This is a genomic window from Larsenimonas rhizosphaerae (genome assembly GCF_026240105.1).
Classification (GTDB): domain Bacteria; phylum Pseudomonadota; class Gammaproteobacteria; order Pseudomonadales; family Halomonadaceae; genus Larsenimonas; species Larsenimonas rhizosphaerae.
The window spans coordinates 397-15,352 of sequence record NZ_JAPIVE010000004.1 but is presented as its reverse complement, the minus strand read 5'-3'; the positions used below and the strand labels follow the sequence as shown (position 1 = coordinate 15,352).

Below are 14,956 nucleotides of genomic sequence, written 5' to 3'. Positions count from 1 at the left end.
AACGGATAAAAAGCGCGCTGGATGTGTGGCGTTATTCTATCAGTAACGATACATCCTGATGGGGGAAGTTATCTGCTCTTCTACGTGCGGTCTCCCCATCAATCATGAGGGTCGGGGCTATATCTGCCAGCGGGATCATGACGAAGGCGCGGTGCACCATCTCGGGGTGCGGAAGGCGCAGGCGGGGGTGAGTCATGTACTGATGTTCAAACCAGAGCAGGTCAAGATCAAGCGTTCTGGGGCCCCAGTGGCGCGCCCGGACCCGTCTATGTGCCTGTTCTATGGCCTGAAGCTGATCAAGCAGCGCCAGGGGAGACAGTCGGGTAACGAGAGTGGCCGCTGCATTGACAAAGTCGGGCTGATCCTGTGGGCCTACCGGAGCGCTGCGATACAGCGGTGAAGTTTCTGTAAGTCGGGTCAAGGGAATGCGGTTCAAGGCCTGAAAGGCCTGAGTGAGCTGGTTTGCCGGCTCTCCCAGGTTACTTCCGAGGCCGATGAAGGCTGTGGCCATCATGAGGTCGGGGGTGTGCGCCGCTTTCTGCGACGTGGCCGTCGTGGCGCCTTGACTGAAGAGGGTGCCTGTCCTGACACGGCTTCTATCATTTCGCGTTGCTGCTGTTCGGAGGCTACCTGGAAATCCGTCCACCATTGGCCAAGGCCTGGCTCAAGTTCGCCTGCCTGCTCGCGTAACAGCAGAAAATCATACGCCGCCCTAAAACGAGGATGCTCGCGTGACTGAAAGGCGTGCTTGCCCTTGCGACGTGGCAATCGATGCTGAAGTTCCCAGATGTCGCGCATCGGGAAGCTGAATCGTTTGGGAATCGAGGTATGTTGCAGCTGTCTGTGAATGACCTGCTGAGAAGCCTGCTGGAAGGCCGGCATGACTGGCACACCCTCATCTTCCAGCCGCTGGGCTTCGAGCTGAACTGCCGGCCACAGGAATGCACCGTAAAGGAAGGCCGGCGTAACCGGCTTGTCTTCCCTGATGCGTGTGTCGGTATTTTCGAGAGCCTGACGAATCAGGCGATCCGCCCAAGGGAGATGCTCGAAGGATTCCGCCGTCGGCGGGAAAAGCATCGGAAACAGGTTGAGTTCGCGCAGGACGTCGTAGGTGGCAAGGGCCTGCCCTGATAGAAACAGTTTGAGCACTTCCTCAAACAGGCGCGCCGGCGGGATCTGGAGCAGCAGGGGCGCGAGCTCAAGAATCGGCTCGCGTGTACTTTCCTCGATGTCGAAATCCAGCTTGGCTGAAAACCTGGCTGCCCTGAGCATTCTCACCGGGTCTTCTCGATAGCGTGTTTCCGGATCACCGATCATCCGAACAAGACGGTTGTCGAGATCATCCAGCCCATTAGCCCAGTCATGAATCGAGAAATCGTCAATATTGTAGTACAGGGCATTGATGGTGAAGTCACGACGTATGGCATCCTGATCCACGCTGCCCCACACGTTATCACGCAGCAGCAGGCCGGCATCGCTTTGCTGGGCATGCGGGCTGTCCTCGGCGTCACCATGCTGGCCCCGGAAGGTGGTTACCTCGATGATTTCCCTGCCAAAGCGTACATGCACGATCCTGAAGCGGCGGCCAATGATACGAGCATTGCGGAAAAGATCGTTGACCTCTTCCGGCGTGGCATTGGTCGCCACATCAAAGTCCTTTGGCTGCTTGCCCAGCAGGGAGTCACGTACACAGCCACCCACCAGGTAAGCTTCAAATCCTGCGCGGTTAAGCCGGTACAGGACCTTGAGTGCGCTTTCATTGATCATGCGGCGCGACAGGGAGTGCTCGTCTCGCGTCAGGATCCGGGGAGAAGCAATGTGGGGTGAAGAAGTTGGGGTATTCAAACGCTGTGGGCCACCTTGAAGGCTTTTAAACATGGGTAAATGAATAGGCCAAGTGTAACGAAGCGACCGGGTATTGCAAAGCACAAGGTATTTACAGGATTTACTTATATTGCAGGCAGGAAAAAGGGAGGCGATGCCTCCCTTGAATGCGCTTTGCTCATATTTTTCTAATGATGGCTTAATGCCCTGAATACGCACCACGGTCACAAGGGGGTGAGTCCACCGTTCTTGTACTTGTGACGGCGACCAATGACCGTCTCGTATTCAAAACAATCTTCCATGCACCACGGCAGATGCCTTTCTACCTTCGTTTCTTGTTGTTGGATCGAAGTAGCCGTTGGCCGGGGCCTTGTTATTGTTTTCCCGTGCTCACGGCGCCGTGTTACTTGACCGATTCTATCTTGTTATTGTTTATGTCATACGTTTGTGTGGCAAAGAGTTGTTATTGTTTTGCCTGTCGTATCATCGGAATAAATTGTTGTTATTGGTTATTCCGTGCCAGTGGTGGCGTTGTTTTTGTTATGCACCGAATGGCTGTCGGTCTTCGTATTCACCTTATAACTTGCATGCGTGATGCCAGTTTTTATTTTTTTCTTTTAAAACAGTAATTTGTTTTTATGTGCTTTGAATGCGGTATCAATTTGATGGCATTAAAGCTGTTGCAGGGTTTTCTTGCGCGCCAAAAGTGAACATCGAACTACTGGTGTGTGCCAAATTGGTGCGCGATCGATGTGGTGTATAGGGTAACCTGTTGACCGGCCTGTGAAACTGAGACAATGGTCTACGTTGTTGAACGTGCCGTTACATTGCAGCCCGGTAGTCGGCTGATGCGCCAGTGAGCCCTGGCATGGGCGAGCTGGTCGACTACTGGAGCATCCATCAATTCCTCCGGGGGCTTCTGTCCAAGTGCCATCAGTGCCTGGTGTAGAATGCTTCGTGGTGCATCCCTTCGAGTATCAAGCGCCGGTGCGAGGTTTTGCTTGGACAGTTTCTGGCCCTCGGGGGTGAGCATTAGTGGCAGGTGCAGCATTCGGGGTGGGGTATAGCCGGCAAGGTCGTGAAGGAGGTGCTGCCAGGGCGTGTTGTCGAGTAGGTCCACGCCACGTACAACATCGGTGATTCCCTGTTCGGCATCATCGATCACGACGGCGAGCTGATAGGCCCACAGGCCATCACGGCGCTTCAGAACAACATCCCCGAGTGGTTCAAGTGGCCATTGTTGCTTCCCCAGACGTCGGTCATTCCAGCATATGGTCGATGGACCGCTTGTCACGTCAAGACGCCAGGCAGATGAACGCTCGGGATGGCGCGGTGTATGACGACACCAGCCAGGATAGACCCCGTAAGCCTGCCATTCCTTCCTGGAGCAACCACAGGGGTAGGCATGACCGCTTTCCACCAGGGTGTTCAGAAAGGCTTCATAGCGTTCACCGTGGTCGTGTTGCCAGGTGACCGGTCCATCCCAGACAAGCCCGAATGCTTCAAGCTGTTTAAGGACGAGAGTATCTGTACCGGGAGGGCAGCGGGGAGGGTCGATGTCTTCAATGCGGACATGCCACTGCCCGTCGACAGCACGCGCATCCAGCCAGCTGGCCAGAGCGGTAGTCAGTGAACCAAAGTGGAGAGGACCGGAAGGCGTAGGCGCAAACCGGCCAACATAGCCTGACATGGCGAAATATCCGGCGGACAGGTCAGCGCCGCAGATGGCGCGGCGCAGGAAAGGCTGCAGCATCAGCTGCCGAGTTGGCGTTCCTTGAGCTCAGCCAGCGTCTTGCAATCCACGCAAAGCGTTGCTGTTGGACGAGCCTCCAGGCGGCGGATGCCTATTTCGACACCACAGGCATCGCAGAAGCCATAATCATCTTCGTCGATGTTATCGATGGTCTGATTGATCTTCTTGAGCAGCTTGCGCTCACGATCACGGGCTCTCAATTCAAGACTGAAACTTTCTTCCTGAGTGGCACGGTCTGCAGGGTCAGCGTGATTATTTGCTTCTTCCTGCAGGTGCTGAACGGTGCGGTCCACTTCTTCCATCAATTCCTGTTTCCAGTTGGACAGGATCTGGCGAAAGTGCGCGAGCTGCTTTTCGTTCATGTACTCCTCGCCCGGTGCTTCTTCATAGGGCGTAAAGGATTTCAAACTGTCTGGGTTTTCAGCTACTGCCATGGGACTGCCTCTTGCTTGTAATGACTTCGACCGCCAGGCATGGTGGGTGGCCCACGAAAGGTAGAGCTATTTAGCGTATTTTCAAGCCGTATGCAATACTTTTCGTTTGCCCGTTCTGCTCAGTAGTGCATGAAACCGCTTCATGGCGGGCCTTGTTAAGAATAATGCGATTTTGACACAGCGTAGAAATTCTCAAGTGTCCGGGTGGCGTTAACACCTGGCCGTTTTTTATGGATCAGAGTAAATAAAACGTGTATTTGAATGGATTGATTGAAGGCCGACTGGTCAAACGCTACAAGCGATTTCTGGCTGATATCGTGCTATGGGATGGCCGGGCCATCACGGCACACTGTCCGAATACCGGATCCATGCGAAGTCTCGACCGCCCAGGTGCTCGTGTATGGGTATCTGCCAGTGACAATCCTGCACGCAAGCTTGCCTGGACATGGGAGCGCGTCGAACTGCCCGGCGGCGCAGTGGCCTCGGTGCATACCGGCCGTGCCAATGCGCTGGTTGCCGAGAGCCTGAAGGCGGGCCGTATCACCCTTCCTTTACCATACAATGCATGCTCCCCAGCCGATACGATAATCAGACGAGAAGTACAGCTTGATGATTCCAGAATCGACTTTTGTGTGAGCCTGCCCGATGAGCCTTCTCTTTTCATGGAGGTCAAGCAGGTCACATTACGAGAAGAGGATGGGCGCGGATACTTTCCATCCTCGGTGACGCGCCGCGGACAGAGGCACCTGGAGGCACTGACAGGGTGGGCTCGCCAGGGAGGAGTCGCCGTGCTGCTGTTCTGTGTGGCTCGTGATGATGTGCGGGTCGTGTGTCCGGCTCGTCACATCGATGCAGGCTATGGGCTGGCACTGGATCGTGCGGTAGAAAGCGGTGTGCACGTGCTGGCCTACGGCTGCCGGTTTGATGGACCGCTTACCCTGTGTGATCGCCCGCTGAGCGTTGCGATGTCATGACGCTGGCTGATTATCCGGCTCGTCATCAAACCGGTCGCTTGCGTAGGTGATTTCGGTTTTGCCGTGCGGGGCAGGTAGACCGTCAGCGCCCATGTTGACGAAAACGATATCGCTAATGGTCAGAATGCTTTTCCGTGTGATCTTGTTGCGCACTTCACAGCGCAGTCGCAGCGATGTCCGCCCAAAGTGGGTGGCTGTAATGCCCAGTTCGATGATATCGCCTTCCCGAGCGCTGGAAAGAAAGTTGATCTCGGACATGTATTTGGTCACTACCCGAGGGTTATCAAGCTGAATGACGGCGTAGATTGCGGCTTCTTCGTCGATCCAGCGCAGCAGGCTGCCCCCGAAAAGAGTGCCGTTGGGATTAAGGTCTTCCGGCTTGATCCACTTGCGAGTGTGAAAGTTCATTACTGCTCTCCTGTGTTGGCAGGTTCTGTCTGTTATACCTGACTAGCGCTGATGCTTTCTGCGCCATTTTTCACGCGAAAAATGCTCTGAGGGCGGGTGCGTTGCCGGCAGGGTTTTCTGAAGTGCCTGACCCACCTGGTCAAGGGCTCTGCTGCCAGGAAGATGCTCGGTTACCTGCTGCCACCAGCCGCGATGAACACTGCGCACCTGAACCTGTATTTCTGCCAGTTCGAGTACCTGTGCCATGGCGATGCGATGCAGACCCTTGTTGATCTTGGTCAGTTGACCATGGCGGGTTACGGCAACGCCGATGGCATCCTTGCCCTGGTGAGCATCCAGACCAAAGCAGGCCATGTCTTCCAGATAGAAGCGATAAACGTGCAGGTAAGTCAGGATTCGCTCCCGGCTATCCAGCAGGATGCCCTTGTGTGTCGAGCGTAAGGGACGGCCCTGATCGATACGCGCCTGGTAGTCCGCCAGAGTAAGGCTTTGCGTCAGATCTGCCCGGTGCCGCCAGATGTCGTAGATAAACTGAAACTGCCGACCGGTACGGGGCTCTGACAGGCGCGTATCCCAGTCCCCGTCCCAGATGAACCGGTTTGCAAATCGTCGGCGTTCTGTCTTGTCGGGGAAGGAGATGGACTGTACCAGCTGGCCTGGAACGATGCTGACCGACAGCCTTGATCCCATGGTCTTTTCCACACTTCGACGCGGTAGTCCCATGGCTTCAAGCCGTTGCCGCCTGTTGCGGTGCCGGTACCAGAGATTGAACAGGGCGTCTTCGGCAGGCTCGCCTACCCGCTGCCTGAATATGTCGCGAATGTGATACTGCCAGCGTGCTCTCTGTGTTGCCTTTGCAAGCGAGGGATCCGACAGGGATTTGAACGCCGGTTCTTCCATGGGGGCAGCCCCATGCCTGACCGGACGATGGCGATCAATCTCCTGCATGACCCGTTCGATTGCCTCCGAGGGCAGGGGTATATCCCTGATCCGTGTTGCAAGGCACTGATCGAGCATGGCTGGTACATTCGAAGCGGGAGATATTTCCAGATGATGGCACAGGGTCTGGCAGTCGCCTGTCGCTGCATGTGGTGTGTGTACCGGATAGCGAGGGGCGCCTTGAATGGGTAGCCACTGCTCGATGGCCTGTTCGATACGATCTACCCACTGGGCCATTGCGGTAGAGTCTATGCTGTCCAGGTAGTTATTGATGCGCCTGACAGCCACCAGCATTATCCAGTCATGGCCTGACCATTCGCTTGCAGGCTGGCGTCCGAGGTTTTTGTGTACCAGACAGAATATGTCCTGAACAACAAGTTCCCGGGTCGTATCCGATGCCTCCGGGCAGGTGCGCTCAACCAGCCCGGACAGGGGCGGGCCTGCGCATGCAATGAGGCGTTCAAATGATCCGGTGCCGCTTTGCAGTGTGTGAATGACATCATCAAGCGTGGCGCGTAGTTCGGTCATGGGGGCCCGGTCAGCGTTGGATGCGGAAGATGGCCGTCTGGCCGAACAGATTGGGCCAGCGCTCGGCACTCCAGTGCGTCTGGTGATGGCCGTTGCCGACGGCCTGGTCAATGATGCGATGCCCCTGCTGATCACATAGCCGTCTGAAGTCCTTGAAGGTCGACAGGTGAATGTTTGGTGTGTCGTACCATTCATGAGGCAGTGCGCGAGATACCGGCATGCGCCCGTTCAGTCCCAGATAGAGGCGGTGGCGCCAATAGGCAAAGTTGGGGAAGGCAATAATGCACTCACGGGCTACCCGAAGCATTTCATCGAGCATCAGATCCGGTCGTCGCAGAACCTGGAGCGCCTGAGTCATGATCACAACGTCAAAGGCATCATCCCCGATGTTGTCCAGACCACCATCAAGGTCCTGCTCCATGACATCTACGCCACGCGCTAGACAGGCAGTAATACCTTCCGGATCAATTTCCAGGCCATATCCGGTGATGTGCTTGTCGCGGCTCAGGGTGTCAAGGAGCATGCCATCCCCGCACCCCAGGTCCAGTACATGTGCTTGTTCAGGTACCCACCGCATGATTTGAGCAAAATCGGCACGCATCAGGCGGCTCTCCGTGTCATGTCGTGATAGGCCCTGGTCATGAATGCGGTGAACACCGCTTCATAACGGTCATTGGGAAGTAGAAAGGCATCGTGGCCAAAGGGGGAGTCGATATTGGCATAACTCACCGGCCGTTTTGCCCGCAACAGGGCATTGGCCAGCTCTCGGGAGCGTGCCGGGGCAAAGCGCCAGTCGGTGGTAAAGCTGACGATGAGAAACGGACAGCGAGTATGTGCCATGGCCTTTGAGAGATCGCCCTGGTGAAGGCTGGCTGGATCGAAGTAATCCAGAGCCTTGGTCATTAATAGATAGGTATTGGCGTCGAAGCGTGTCGAAAATGCATCGCCCTGATAACGCAGGTACGATTCCACTTCAAACTCGACGTCGTAGCCATAATTCAGGCTATCGGTCCGCAGGTCCCTGCCAAACCGAGTCCCCATGGAATGTTCAGACAAATAGGTGATATGACCAATCATGCGAGCCAGCTTCAGGCCGCGCTTTGGTAGCGTGCCGTGCTGCTCATACCAGCCATCATGAAAGTCCGGGTCGGAGCGAATAGCCTGTCGTGCCACTTCATTAAAGGCAATATTCTGTGCGGACAGTTTGGGCGTTGCGGCAATGACGGCAGCATTGGCCAGCCGGTCCGGATAGGTGATGGCCCATTGAAGCACCTGCATCCCGCCAAGGCTTCCACCCACTATAGCGGCGAAGCGCTCGATGCCCAGGCGATCAGCCAGCATGGCCTGGCTATGTACCCAGTCTTCCACGGTCACCAGTGGAAAGGCCGGCCCCCAGTTCTGCCCCGTGGCCGGATTGATGCTTTGTGGCCCGGTCGACCCGTGACACCCGCCGAGATTGTTGACGCAGACCACGAAGAAACGACGAGTATCGATGCTTTTGCCCGGGCCGATATAGGCATCCCACCAGCCGGGTTTTCGATCTTCGAGGTCATGATAGCCGGCAGCGTGATGATGGCCGGACAGGGCATGGCAAACCAGTACGGCATTACTGGCATCTGCATTGAGTTCGCCATAGGTTTCATACACCAGTTCGAAGCCGGGCAGCTCCTTGCCGCAGGCCAGGGCCAGCGGCGTCTCAAACGTTTCGGTGCGGGGCGTCACCAACCCTACCGAAGTCGAGGGCATCGTATCAGGCATTGTTGCGTCTGTTCCGGTTGAATCAGTAGCGCAGCAGGAAAGACGTGCGCCAGGGCAGGACAATGTAGCATATCGATCAGCCCGGCTGGGAGCCGGGCTGATCAGGCGGGTTAAAAACCGATCAGTGCACCTACCGGATAACCGGCGGCACGGGCCAGGGCATTGACGACCAGGCTATCAAGAAGATTGATGATCAAAAACAGCACGATCGGGCTGAGGTCCAGCGGACCAAGCGGCGGGATGACACGCCGCAGCGGTGCCATGACCGGCTCCGTGATCTGGAAGACCAGCAGGGCGCCAGGATGATTGGCCTGCGGTGCAACCCAGCTCAGGATGATCAGGATAATCATCGCGAAGAAGTAGATCTTCAAAATGGCATTGAGTACTCCCGCAAGCGCGCCGATCAACAGGCTGGGCAGGGCCGGCATGCCGGCGCCGGCAATCCATAGCACCAGAATGATTCCCAGTGCCTTGAAGATCAGCCCGACTACCAGGGTGGCGATATCAATGCCACCGATCGGGCGAATGATTTTCTGTAGCGGATTAACCAGAGGTGAGGTGGCTTTTACCACCCCCTGGCTAATGGGGTTAAAGTAGTCCGCTTTCGAAAAATGCAGCAGAAAGCGCAGCATCAGAACGAACATGTAAACGCCGATCAGCGTGTTTACCAGCATCAGGCCGGTATTTCCCAGGGTTGTCCCCATGGTGTGGCTCCGTTACGTAATTTAGATTTTTCCGAACTCGTCGGACATTTCACTGGCCCTGTCGCTGCATGCCCGCGTGGCATCATCAAAGATGGCCTTGATGCCGGCGTTTTCAAAGCTGAAGATGGCCTGCTCTGTCGTTCCTTTCGGCGACATGACGTTGCGCTTGAGCTGGGCGGGGTCCTGCTCGCTCTGGCTCGCCATTTTCGACGCTCCATAAGCGGTTTGAATGGCCAGGCGCCGTGCGGTTTCCAGGGGGAGCCCACGATTGACGCCGGCTTCTTCAAGTGCCTCGATCATCAAAAAGAAGTATGCCGGCCCGCTGCCGGAGACGGCAGTAACGGCATCCAGCAGGGATTCTTCCTCGACCCACTCAACAATACCTACTGCCTGCATCAGCTCGGTGGCCGTTGTGCGGTGTGTGTCAGTAACCCGTGCATTGCCATAAAGGCCTGATGCGCCGGCACCAACCAGTGACGGTGTATTGGGCATGCAGCGAATGATGGATTGTCCACCACCGAGCCAGTGATCCAGCGTATCCACCTTGAGTCCGGCAGCTACCGAGATGAACAACGGGCCATCCTTGAGCTGACTCTTCAGTGGCTCGCAGACTGATTTCATTATCTGTGGCTTGACTGCCAGTACCACGACATCGGCCTGACGGATCGCTTCGGCATTATCGATTGTGGTCTTGACGCCGTAGCGTTTGGCGACGGCGTCAAGCAGGTCGGCATCCGGGCAGGCGGCAATAATATGATCGGCGGGAAAACCACCGTCGATCAGGCCGCCGAAAATGGCGCTGGCCATGTTGCCTGCGCCGATGAACGCAATGTGTTGATGTGCCATGCATGCTCCTGTCTGTTCATGAATGATCAGTGATGGCGGCTACCTTAACGTGAAACGGGGTGCTTGGCATGCCCGTCGCGCTGATCAGCTTGCCCGGGCACCAAAAATGGCCGTGCCGACTCGTACCAGCGTTGATCCTTCTGTAATGGCGGCATCGATATCATCGCTCATTCCCATGGATAACGTATCCAGCGGTTGATCAGGATGGTTGATGCGTAATGTGTCCAGTAGTTCACGCAGTGCTCTGAAGGGCAGGCGTTGTTCGTTGAACGACACGGTGGGTGCCGGAATGGCCATCAGGCCACGAAAGGAGAGTCCGGGCAGGGTGGCAATCTCTGCTGCCAGGGTCTCGACCTCTTCAGGAGCCGCGCCGGATTTCGACTCCTGCCGGCTGATATTGACCTGCAGACAGACATTGAGGGGCGGCAGGTGGTCTGGCCGTTGCTCACTCAATCTGCGAGCAGTCTTCAGCCGGTCCACGGTATGGCACCAATCGAAGTGCTCGGCTATTTCGCGTGTCTTGTTGGACTGAACGGCGCCGATGAAGTGCCATGTTATGTCGAGCATTGACAGGGCCTGCTGCTTGTCGAGCGCTTCCTGCAGGTAGTTTTCTCCAAAGGACCGCTGTCCGGCCTCGTAGGCAGCCTGTACATCCTCGGCCGGCTTTTTCTTGCTCACCGCCAGCAGGCTGGCTGATCCCGGCGTCCGTCCGGCCTTTTGCAACGCGGATTCAAGTCGCCCGCGTACCGCGACGATATTGTCCTGCACAGTGTGTCCTGACATGACGACCCCAGATACGGATAGTTGGCGAGAAACCATGGATATTACAGAACTGCTGGCATTTTCGGCACAACAGAACGCCTCGGATTTACACCTGTCCGCCGGTTTGCCCCCAATCATTCGAGTTGATGGGGATATTCGGCGGATCAATGTACCTGCACTGGATGATCGTCAGGTCATTGAATTGATCAACGCCATCATGAGTAAGCAGCAGCGCAGCGTGTTTGAAACCGAGCATGAAGTTGACTTTTCCTTTGCGATCCCCGGTGTTGCACGCTTTCGTGCCAACGTTTTTCAGCAGGATCGGGGGGCTGCTGCGGTGTTTCGCGCTATTCCAGACCAGGTTCCGAATCTGGATGAGCTGGGGTTGCCTGATGTGTTCAGACAGCTTGCGGCGCTCAAACGAGGGCTTGTACTTGTGACAGGGCCTACCGGGTCAGGCAAGAGCACCACGCTTGCAGCCATGCTGGATGCCATCAACCGTCAGCGTTATGAGCATATCCTGACGATAGAGGATCCGATCGAATTCGTTCACACTCCGGCCCGCTGTCTGGTAACTCAGCGCGAGGTAGGTCGTGATACCCATACCATGGCATCCGCCCTGCGCTCCGCTCTCAGGGAAGATCCGGATGTCATTCTGGTAGGTGAATTGCGCGACCTTGAAACCATTCGCCTGGCCCTGACTGCTGCGGAAACCGGTCATGTAGTATTTGCGACGCTGCATACCACCTCTGCAGCCAAAACCATTGATCGCATCGTTGATGTCTTTCCTGGCGACGAGAAGTCCGTAGTACGTTCGATGCTGTCTGAATCCATTCAGGGCATCGTGTCGCAGCAGTTGCTCAAGAAAGTGGGGGGAGGGCGGATCGCTGCGCACGAAGTGCTGGTGGCTACCCCGGCCATTCGCAATTTGATTCGAGAGGACAAGGTCGCCCAGATCTACTCCGCGATTCAAACCGGCACGGCAGTCGGCATGCAGACCATGGAACATGCCGTTAATCGACTACGTACTGATGGGCTGATTGTTTACGATCGCTGACCCGCGATATGTTTAGGTAGGGTGGAGACTGTTCGTCGTTCACCCCGTGCCATCAAGTGCTGCCGGCCGCCAGGAAAAGGCGACCGAGCAGGCAGGGCAGTCATCTGCTTACCGGCGGTAGAGCCCGCCCAGCACTCGGGGGCCTCGCGCGCCGGTTACTTCCGGCAGGTTGCCGGGCAGGCAATTGACGCGTCGCCATGCAAGCCAGGCAAAGGCGCCCGCTTCCATCCAGTCAGCCGACCAGCCAAAATCAGTGCAGTCACGCAGGCGCACCGGAGCAAGGTGACATGCCAGCCGTTCAAGTAGGTACCCATTGTGGGCACCACCCCCGCAGGGGATGACATCAACATCGCCGCATGCCGTATCAGGCAGGGCGTCGCGTACGGCATCGGCGATTGTGCGGGCGGTCAGCTCTATCAGGGTGGCCTGAACATCTTCCGGGGTGGCCGGGTGCGCTGCCAGATGATTGCCGAGCCAGTCAGGGTTGAAGTATTCCCGGCCTGTGCTCTTCGGGGCGGTTCGTGCAAAGAAGGGGTCTGCCAGCATGGATTCCAGCAGGGCCTGGTGGGGAGTGCCGCTGCGAGCCCAGTAGCCCGAAGCATCATAGTTGCCTTCATTATGCTGGTGGAACCAATAGTCACTGAGGACATTGGCCGGGCCTGTATCAAATCCAGTGATACTGATACCGCTCTCTGTCGGTGGAAGGAGAGTAATGTTGGCAAATCCACCCAGGTTCAGAGCCACGCGCCAGCACTGTGCATCCTGAAAGATCGCCTGATGGAACGCCGGGGCCAGCGGTGCGGCCTGTCCGCCAGCGGCCAGATCTCGTCGCCTGAAATCCCCCACCACATCACATCCTGTCAATTCGCTTAACAGGCTCGGATTATCCAGCTGAAAGGTATAAGGCGTGGACAGTTCCGGTTGATGCTCTATGGTCTGGCCATGGCTGCCGATGGCCACAATATCATCAGTGGTATAGCCGTTGCCTTTCAGAAGCTGATTCACCAGTTCTGACTGCAGTACACAAAAGGCGTGTTCTGCCGAGGCCAGCTGGTCGAATTCGACCGAACGTGCATGGCACAGGGCCAGTAACTCGTCTTTCAGAGTGTCCGGCATGGGGCACGCGCGGGCATCAATGAAGGTAATTCGCTGATCGGTACAGCGAATCAGAGCAGCATCAATGCCGTCCAGGCTGGTACCGGACATCAGGCCCACAAACAGGCCGGAAATGGTGGCAGGCATGATCATGAATCCCGTCTATTGCCCATGGTATGATCGCGCCACTTTATAGTGATCCCGAAGGATTGCATAACCTCACCTACGAAGAGAGCCGTCAGTCATGGTGGATGTCGCGGAAGCATTATCGATTATCAAGCGCGGAGCGCATGAGATTCTTGTCGAAGACGAGCTGGTCGAGAAGCTGTCATCAGGGCGCAAGCTGCGCATCAAGGCCGGTTTTGATCCTACGGCTCCGGACCTCCATCTGGGGCATACGGTGCTGATCAACAAGCTGCGTCAGTTTCAGGATATGGGCCACGAAGTGCTGTTTTTGATAGGGGACTTCACTGGCCGTATCGGAGACCCGACCGGCAAGAACGTGACACGCAAGCCGCTGACCGAAGAGGATGTAAAGGCCAATGCACTGACTTATCAGGAGCAGGTCTTCAAGATTCTGGATCCGGAAAAAACCACGGTGGTTTTCAATGCCGAGTGGATGAGCAAGCTGTCAGCATCGGACATGATTGAGCTGGCGGCGACATCGACCGTGGCCCGTATGCTCGAGCGTGACGACTTTGAAAAGCGCTACAAGGGCAATCAGGCCATTTCCATTCATGAATTCCTGTACCCCCTTATACAAGGGTACGACTCGGTGGCTCTTGAAGCAGATGTAGAGCTGGGGGGGACTGATCAGAAGTTTAACCTTCTCATGGGTCGCGAGATGCAAAAGCACTTTGGCCAGGTGCCTCAGGTTGTTTTGACCATGCCGATTCTTGAGGGGCTGGACGGTGTCCAGAAAATGTCCAAGTCACTGGGTAACTATGTCGGTATCAATGATCGGCCCGGGGAGATGTTCAACAAGCTGGTTTCGATGCCCGACAGTTTAATGTGGCGTTATTTTGAACTGCTTTCTCTGAAATCGATGGATGAAGTGCGTGAGCTCATGGATGGCGTTGAGCGTGGTGCGAACCCACGTGATGTCAAGATGGAGCTGGCGCGGGAGCTGGTGACGCGTTTCCATGGTGAGGAGGCAGCCGCCAATGCACACAAGTCCAGTGGTAATCAGCTGGCGGAAGGTGAGATCCCCGATGATATTGAAGACATCACTCTGAAACTTGATATGCAGGAAGCGCCGATTGCCATGATCCTCAATCAGGCCGGTCTGGCCAGTAATGGTGCCCAGGCCAAGGACATGCTGAAGAATCAGCGTGTCTGGATTGATGGTGAAAAGGTATCTGCGGGCACGATGCTGGCCGTCGATGGGCAGGCAAGAGTCTTCCAGGCGGGTAAAAAGCGGTATGCACGTATCACCCTGGTCCATGGTTGAAGCCGCAAGCGGTCGCTCTTTGGGGTGATAACAGTGACCTTCCATACAGTTTGTTAACATGGATAAAGTGTTTGTACAGCTTTGAAGTGTGCCAGTAATAGAAAAAGCAAAAAAAGTTGGACAGATACAATACATCTCCTATATAGTGATATCACGTTAGAGGGGGGCGCAGGACGCGCCGCTACCCAAGGAAGGGACCCTGTTAGCGTGAATCGCCCCCTTGAGCCAGGATGGCTTGTACAGGCAAGGACGCCGGGGGGCGCTAACATCATGGGACAGCAGACAGGCCACGATGCTTCTCTGCTTCTCTGCTTCTCTGCTTCTCTGCTTCTCTGCTTCTCTGCTTCTCTGCTTCTCTGCTTCTCTGCTTCTCTGCTTCTCTGCTTCTCTGCTTCTCTGCTTCTCTGCTTCTCTGCTTCTCTGC

General features: G+C 56.1%; 15 protein-coding genes. 3 read left to right on the top strand and 12 right to left on the bottom strand.

Going from position 1 to position 14,956, the window contains the following annotated elements; all coding sequences use genetic code 11:
• Positions 1-31 precede the first annotated feature (31 nt).
• The 4 genes from folK to dksA form a co-directional block, all read right to left on the bottom strand.
• Positions 32-511, bottom strand: coding sequence for a 2-amino-4-hydroxy-6-hydroxymethyldihydropteridine diphosphokinase (gene folK / locus OQ287_RS12660; RefSeq protein ID WP_250938726.1), 480 nt, complete (start codon positions 509-511; stop codon positions 32-34).
• Positions 511-1,878, bottom strand: a complete 1,368-nt coding sequence (gene pcnB, locus OQ287_RS12655) for a polynucleotide adenylyltransferase PcnB (protein ID WP_407658260.1) — start codon at positions 1,876-1,878, stop codon at positions 511-513. The genes folK and pcnB overlap by 1 nt, the downstream gene beginning before the upstream one ends.
• Before the next feature lie 748 nt (positions 1,879-2,626).
• On the bottom strand, positions 2,627-3,514 hold the full coding sequence (gene gluQRS, locus OQ287_RS12650) for a tRNA glutamyl-Q(34) synthetase GluQRS (RefSeq protein ID WP_265896683.1): 888 nt from the start codon (positions 3,512-3,514) through the stop codon (positions 2,627-2,629).
• Between the two features lie 62 nt (positions 3,515-3,576).
• Positions 3,577-4,011, bottom strand: a complete 435-nt coding sequence (gene dksA / locus OQ287_RS12645; protein ID WP_250938732.1) for an RNA polymerase-binding protein DksA — start codon at positions 4,009-4,011, stop codon at positions 3,577-3,579.
• 251 nt (positions 4,012-4,262) lie between these two features.
• On the opposite strand from dksA, the gene sfsA reads away from it, so the two are divergent.
• Entirely contained in the window at positions 4,263-4,985 is a 723-nt protein-coding gene (gene sfsA, locus OQ287_RS12640; protein WP_407658259.1) for a DNA/RNA nuclease SfsA, read from the top strand.
• Here sfsA and OQ287_RS12635 read toward each other — a convergent pair.
• The 7 genes from OQ287_RS12635 to OQ287_RS12605 all read right to left on the bottom strand — a co-directional run bounded on the left by OQ287_RS12635 (position 4,980) and on the right by OQ287_RS12605 (position 10,951).
• On the bottom strand, positions 4,980-5,393 hold the full coding sequence (locus tag OQ287_RS12635) for an acyl-CoA thioesterase (protein WP_250938736.1): 414 nt from the start codon (positions 5,391-5,393) through the stop codon (positions 4,980-4,982). The genes sfsA and OQ287_RS12635 overlap by 6 nt on opposite strands.
• Positions 5,394-5,435: 42 nt before the next feature.
• Positions 5,436-6,860 (bottom strand): hypothetical protein, encoded by a 1,425-nt coding sequence (locus OQ287_RS12630; RefSeq protein ID WP_265896681.1) that lies wholly within the window; start codon positions 6,858-6,860, stop codon positions 5,436-5,438.
• Between the two features lie 10 nt (positions 6,861-6,870).
• On the bottom strand, positions 6,871-7,461 hold the full coding sequence (metW, locus tag OQ287_RS12625) for a methionine biosynthesis protein MetW (RefSeq protein WP_250938740.1): 591 nt from the start codon (positions 7,459-7,461) through the stop codon (positions 6,871-6,873).
• Positions 7,461-8,618 carry a homoserine O-succinyltransferase MetX gene (gene metX, locus OQ287_RS12620; protein ID WP_265896680.1) on the bottom strand — a complete coding sequence of 386 codons (1,158 nt, stop codon included), beginning with the start codon at positions 8,616-8,618 and terminating at the stop codon, positions 7,461-7,463. Before metX ends, metW begins: the two co-directional genes overlap by 1 nt.
• 110 nt (positions 8,619-8,728) lie before the next feature.
• Positions 8,729-9,322, bottom strand: a complete 594-nt coding sequence (locus tag OQ287_RS12615) for a YggT family protein (RefSeq protein ID WP_250938746.1) — start codon at positions 9,320-9,322, stop codon at positions 8,729-8,731.
• A 21-nt stretch (positions 9,323-9,343) separates the two neighbouring features.
• A complete protein-coding gene (gene proC, locus OQ287_RS12610) occupies positions 9,344-10,168 on the bottom strand; it encodes a pyrroline-5-carboxylate reductase (protein WP_265896678.1) in 825 nt (274 codons plus the stop codon).
• An 84-nt stretch (positions 10,169-10,252) separates the two neighbouring features.
• Positions 10,253-10,951: a YggS family pyridoxal phosphate-dependent enzyme gene (locus OQ287_RS12605; protein WP_250938749.1), complete on the bottom strand. Its 699-nt coding sequence runs from the start codon at positions 10,949-10,951 to the stop codon at positions 10,253-10,255.
• Between the two features lie 34 nt (positions 10,952-10,985).
• On the opposite strand from OQ287_RS12605, the gene OQ287_RS12600 reads away from it, so the two are divergent.
• A complete protein-coding gene (locus OQ287_RS12600; protein ID WP_250938773.1) occupies positions 10,986-11,987 on the top strand; it encodes a type IV pilus twitching motility protein PilT in 1,002 nt (333 codons plus the stop codon).
• A gap of 108 nt (positions 11,988-12,095) precedes the next feature.
• Here OQ287_RS12600 and OQ287_RS12595 read toward each other — a convergent pair whose 3' ends face one another.
• Positions 12,096-13,229 carry an anhydro-N-acetylmuramic acid kinase gene (locus tag OQ287_RS12595; protein WP_265896677.1) on the bottom strand — a complete coding sequence of 378 codons (1,134 nt, stop codon included), beginning with the start codon at positions 13,227-13,229 and terminating at the stop codon, positions 12,096-12,098.
• Between the two features lie 97 nt (positions 13,230-13,326).
• Between OQ287_RS12595 and tyrS the strand changes: the two genes are divergently transcribed.
• On the top strand, positions 13,327-14,532 hold the full coding sequence (gene tyrS, locus OQ287_RS12590; RefSeq protein WP_265896676.1) for a tyrosine--tRNA ligase: 1,206 nt from the start codon (positions 13,327-13,329) through the stop codon (positions 14,530-14,532).
• Positions 14,533-14,956: the final 424 nt, after the last annotated feature.

Excerpts from the sequence above, each read along its gene's own strand:
- folK (WP_250938726.1), bottom strand. The coding sequence starts at position 511 with ATGGCCACAGCCTTCATCGGCCTCGGAAGTAACCTGGGAGAGCCGGCA.
- proC (WP_265896678.1), bottom strand. The coding sequence starts at position 10,168 with ATGGCACATCAACACATTGCGTTCATCGGCGCAGGCAACATGGCCAGC.
- metW (WP_250938740.1), bottom strand. The coding sequence starts at position 7,461 with ATGCGTGCCGATTTTGCTCAAATCATGCGGTGGGTACCTGAACAAGCA.
- OQ287_RS12600 (WP_250938773.1), top strand. The coding sequence starts at position 10,986 with ATGGATATTACAGAACTGCTGGCATTTTCGGCACAACAGAACGCCTCG.
- OQ287_RS12605 (WP_250938749.1), bottom strand. The coding sequence starts at position 10,951 with ATGTCAGGACACACTGTGCAGGACAATATCGTCGCGGTACGCGGGCGA.
- OQ287_RS12630 (WP_265896681.1), bottom strand. The coding sequence starts at position 6,860 with ATGACCGAACTACGCGCCACGCTTGATGATGTCATTCACACACTGCAA.
- dksA (WP_250938732.1), bottom strand. The coding sequence starts at position 4,011 with ATGGCAGTAGCTGAAAACCCAGACAGTTTGAAATCCTTTACGCCCTAT.
- pcnB (WP_407658260.1), bottom strand. The coding sequence starts at position 1,878 with ATGTTTAAAAGCCTTCAAGGTGGCCCACAGCGTTTGAATACCCCAACT.
- tyrS (WP_265896676.1), top strand. The coding sequence starts at position 13,327 with ATGGTGGATGTCGCGGAAGCATTATCGATTATCAAGCGCGGAGCGCAT.
- OQ287_RS12615 (WP_250938746.1), bottom strand. The coding sequence starts at position 9,322 with ATGGGGACAACCCTGGGAAATACCGGCCTGATGCTGGTAAACACGCTG.
- gluQRS (WP_265896683.1), bottom strand. The coding sequence starts at position 3,514 with ATGTCAGGCTATGTTGGCCGGTTTGCGCCTACGCCTTCCGGTCCTCTC.
- metX (WP_265896680.1), bottom strand. The coding sequence starts at position 8,618 with ATGCCTGATACGATGCCCTCGACTTCGGTAGGGTTGGTGACGCCCCGC.
- OQ287_RS12635 (WP_250938736.1), bottom strand. The coding sequence starts at position 5,393 with ATGAACTTTCACACTCGCAAGTGGATCAAGCCGGAAGACCTTAATCCC.
- OQ287_RS12595 (WP_265896677.1), bottom strand. The coding sequence starts at position 13,229 with ATGCCTGCCACCATTTCCGGCCTGTTTGTGGGCCTGATGTCCGGTACC.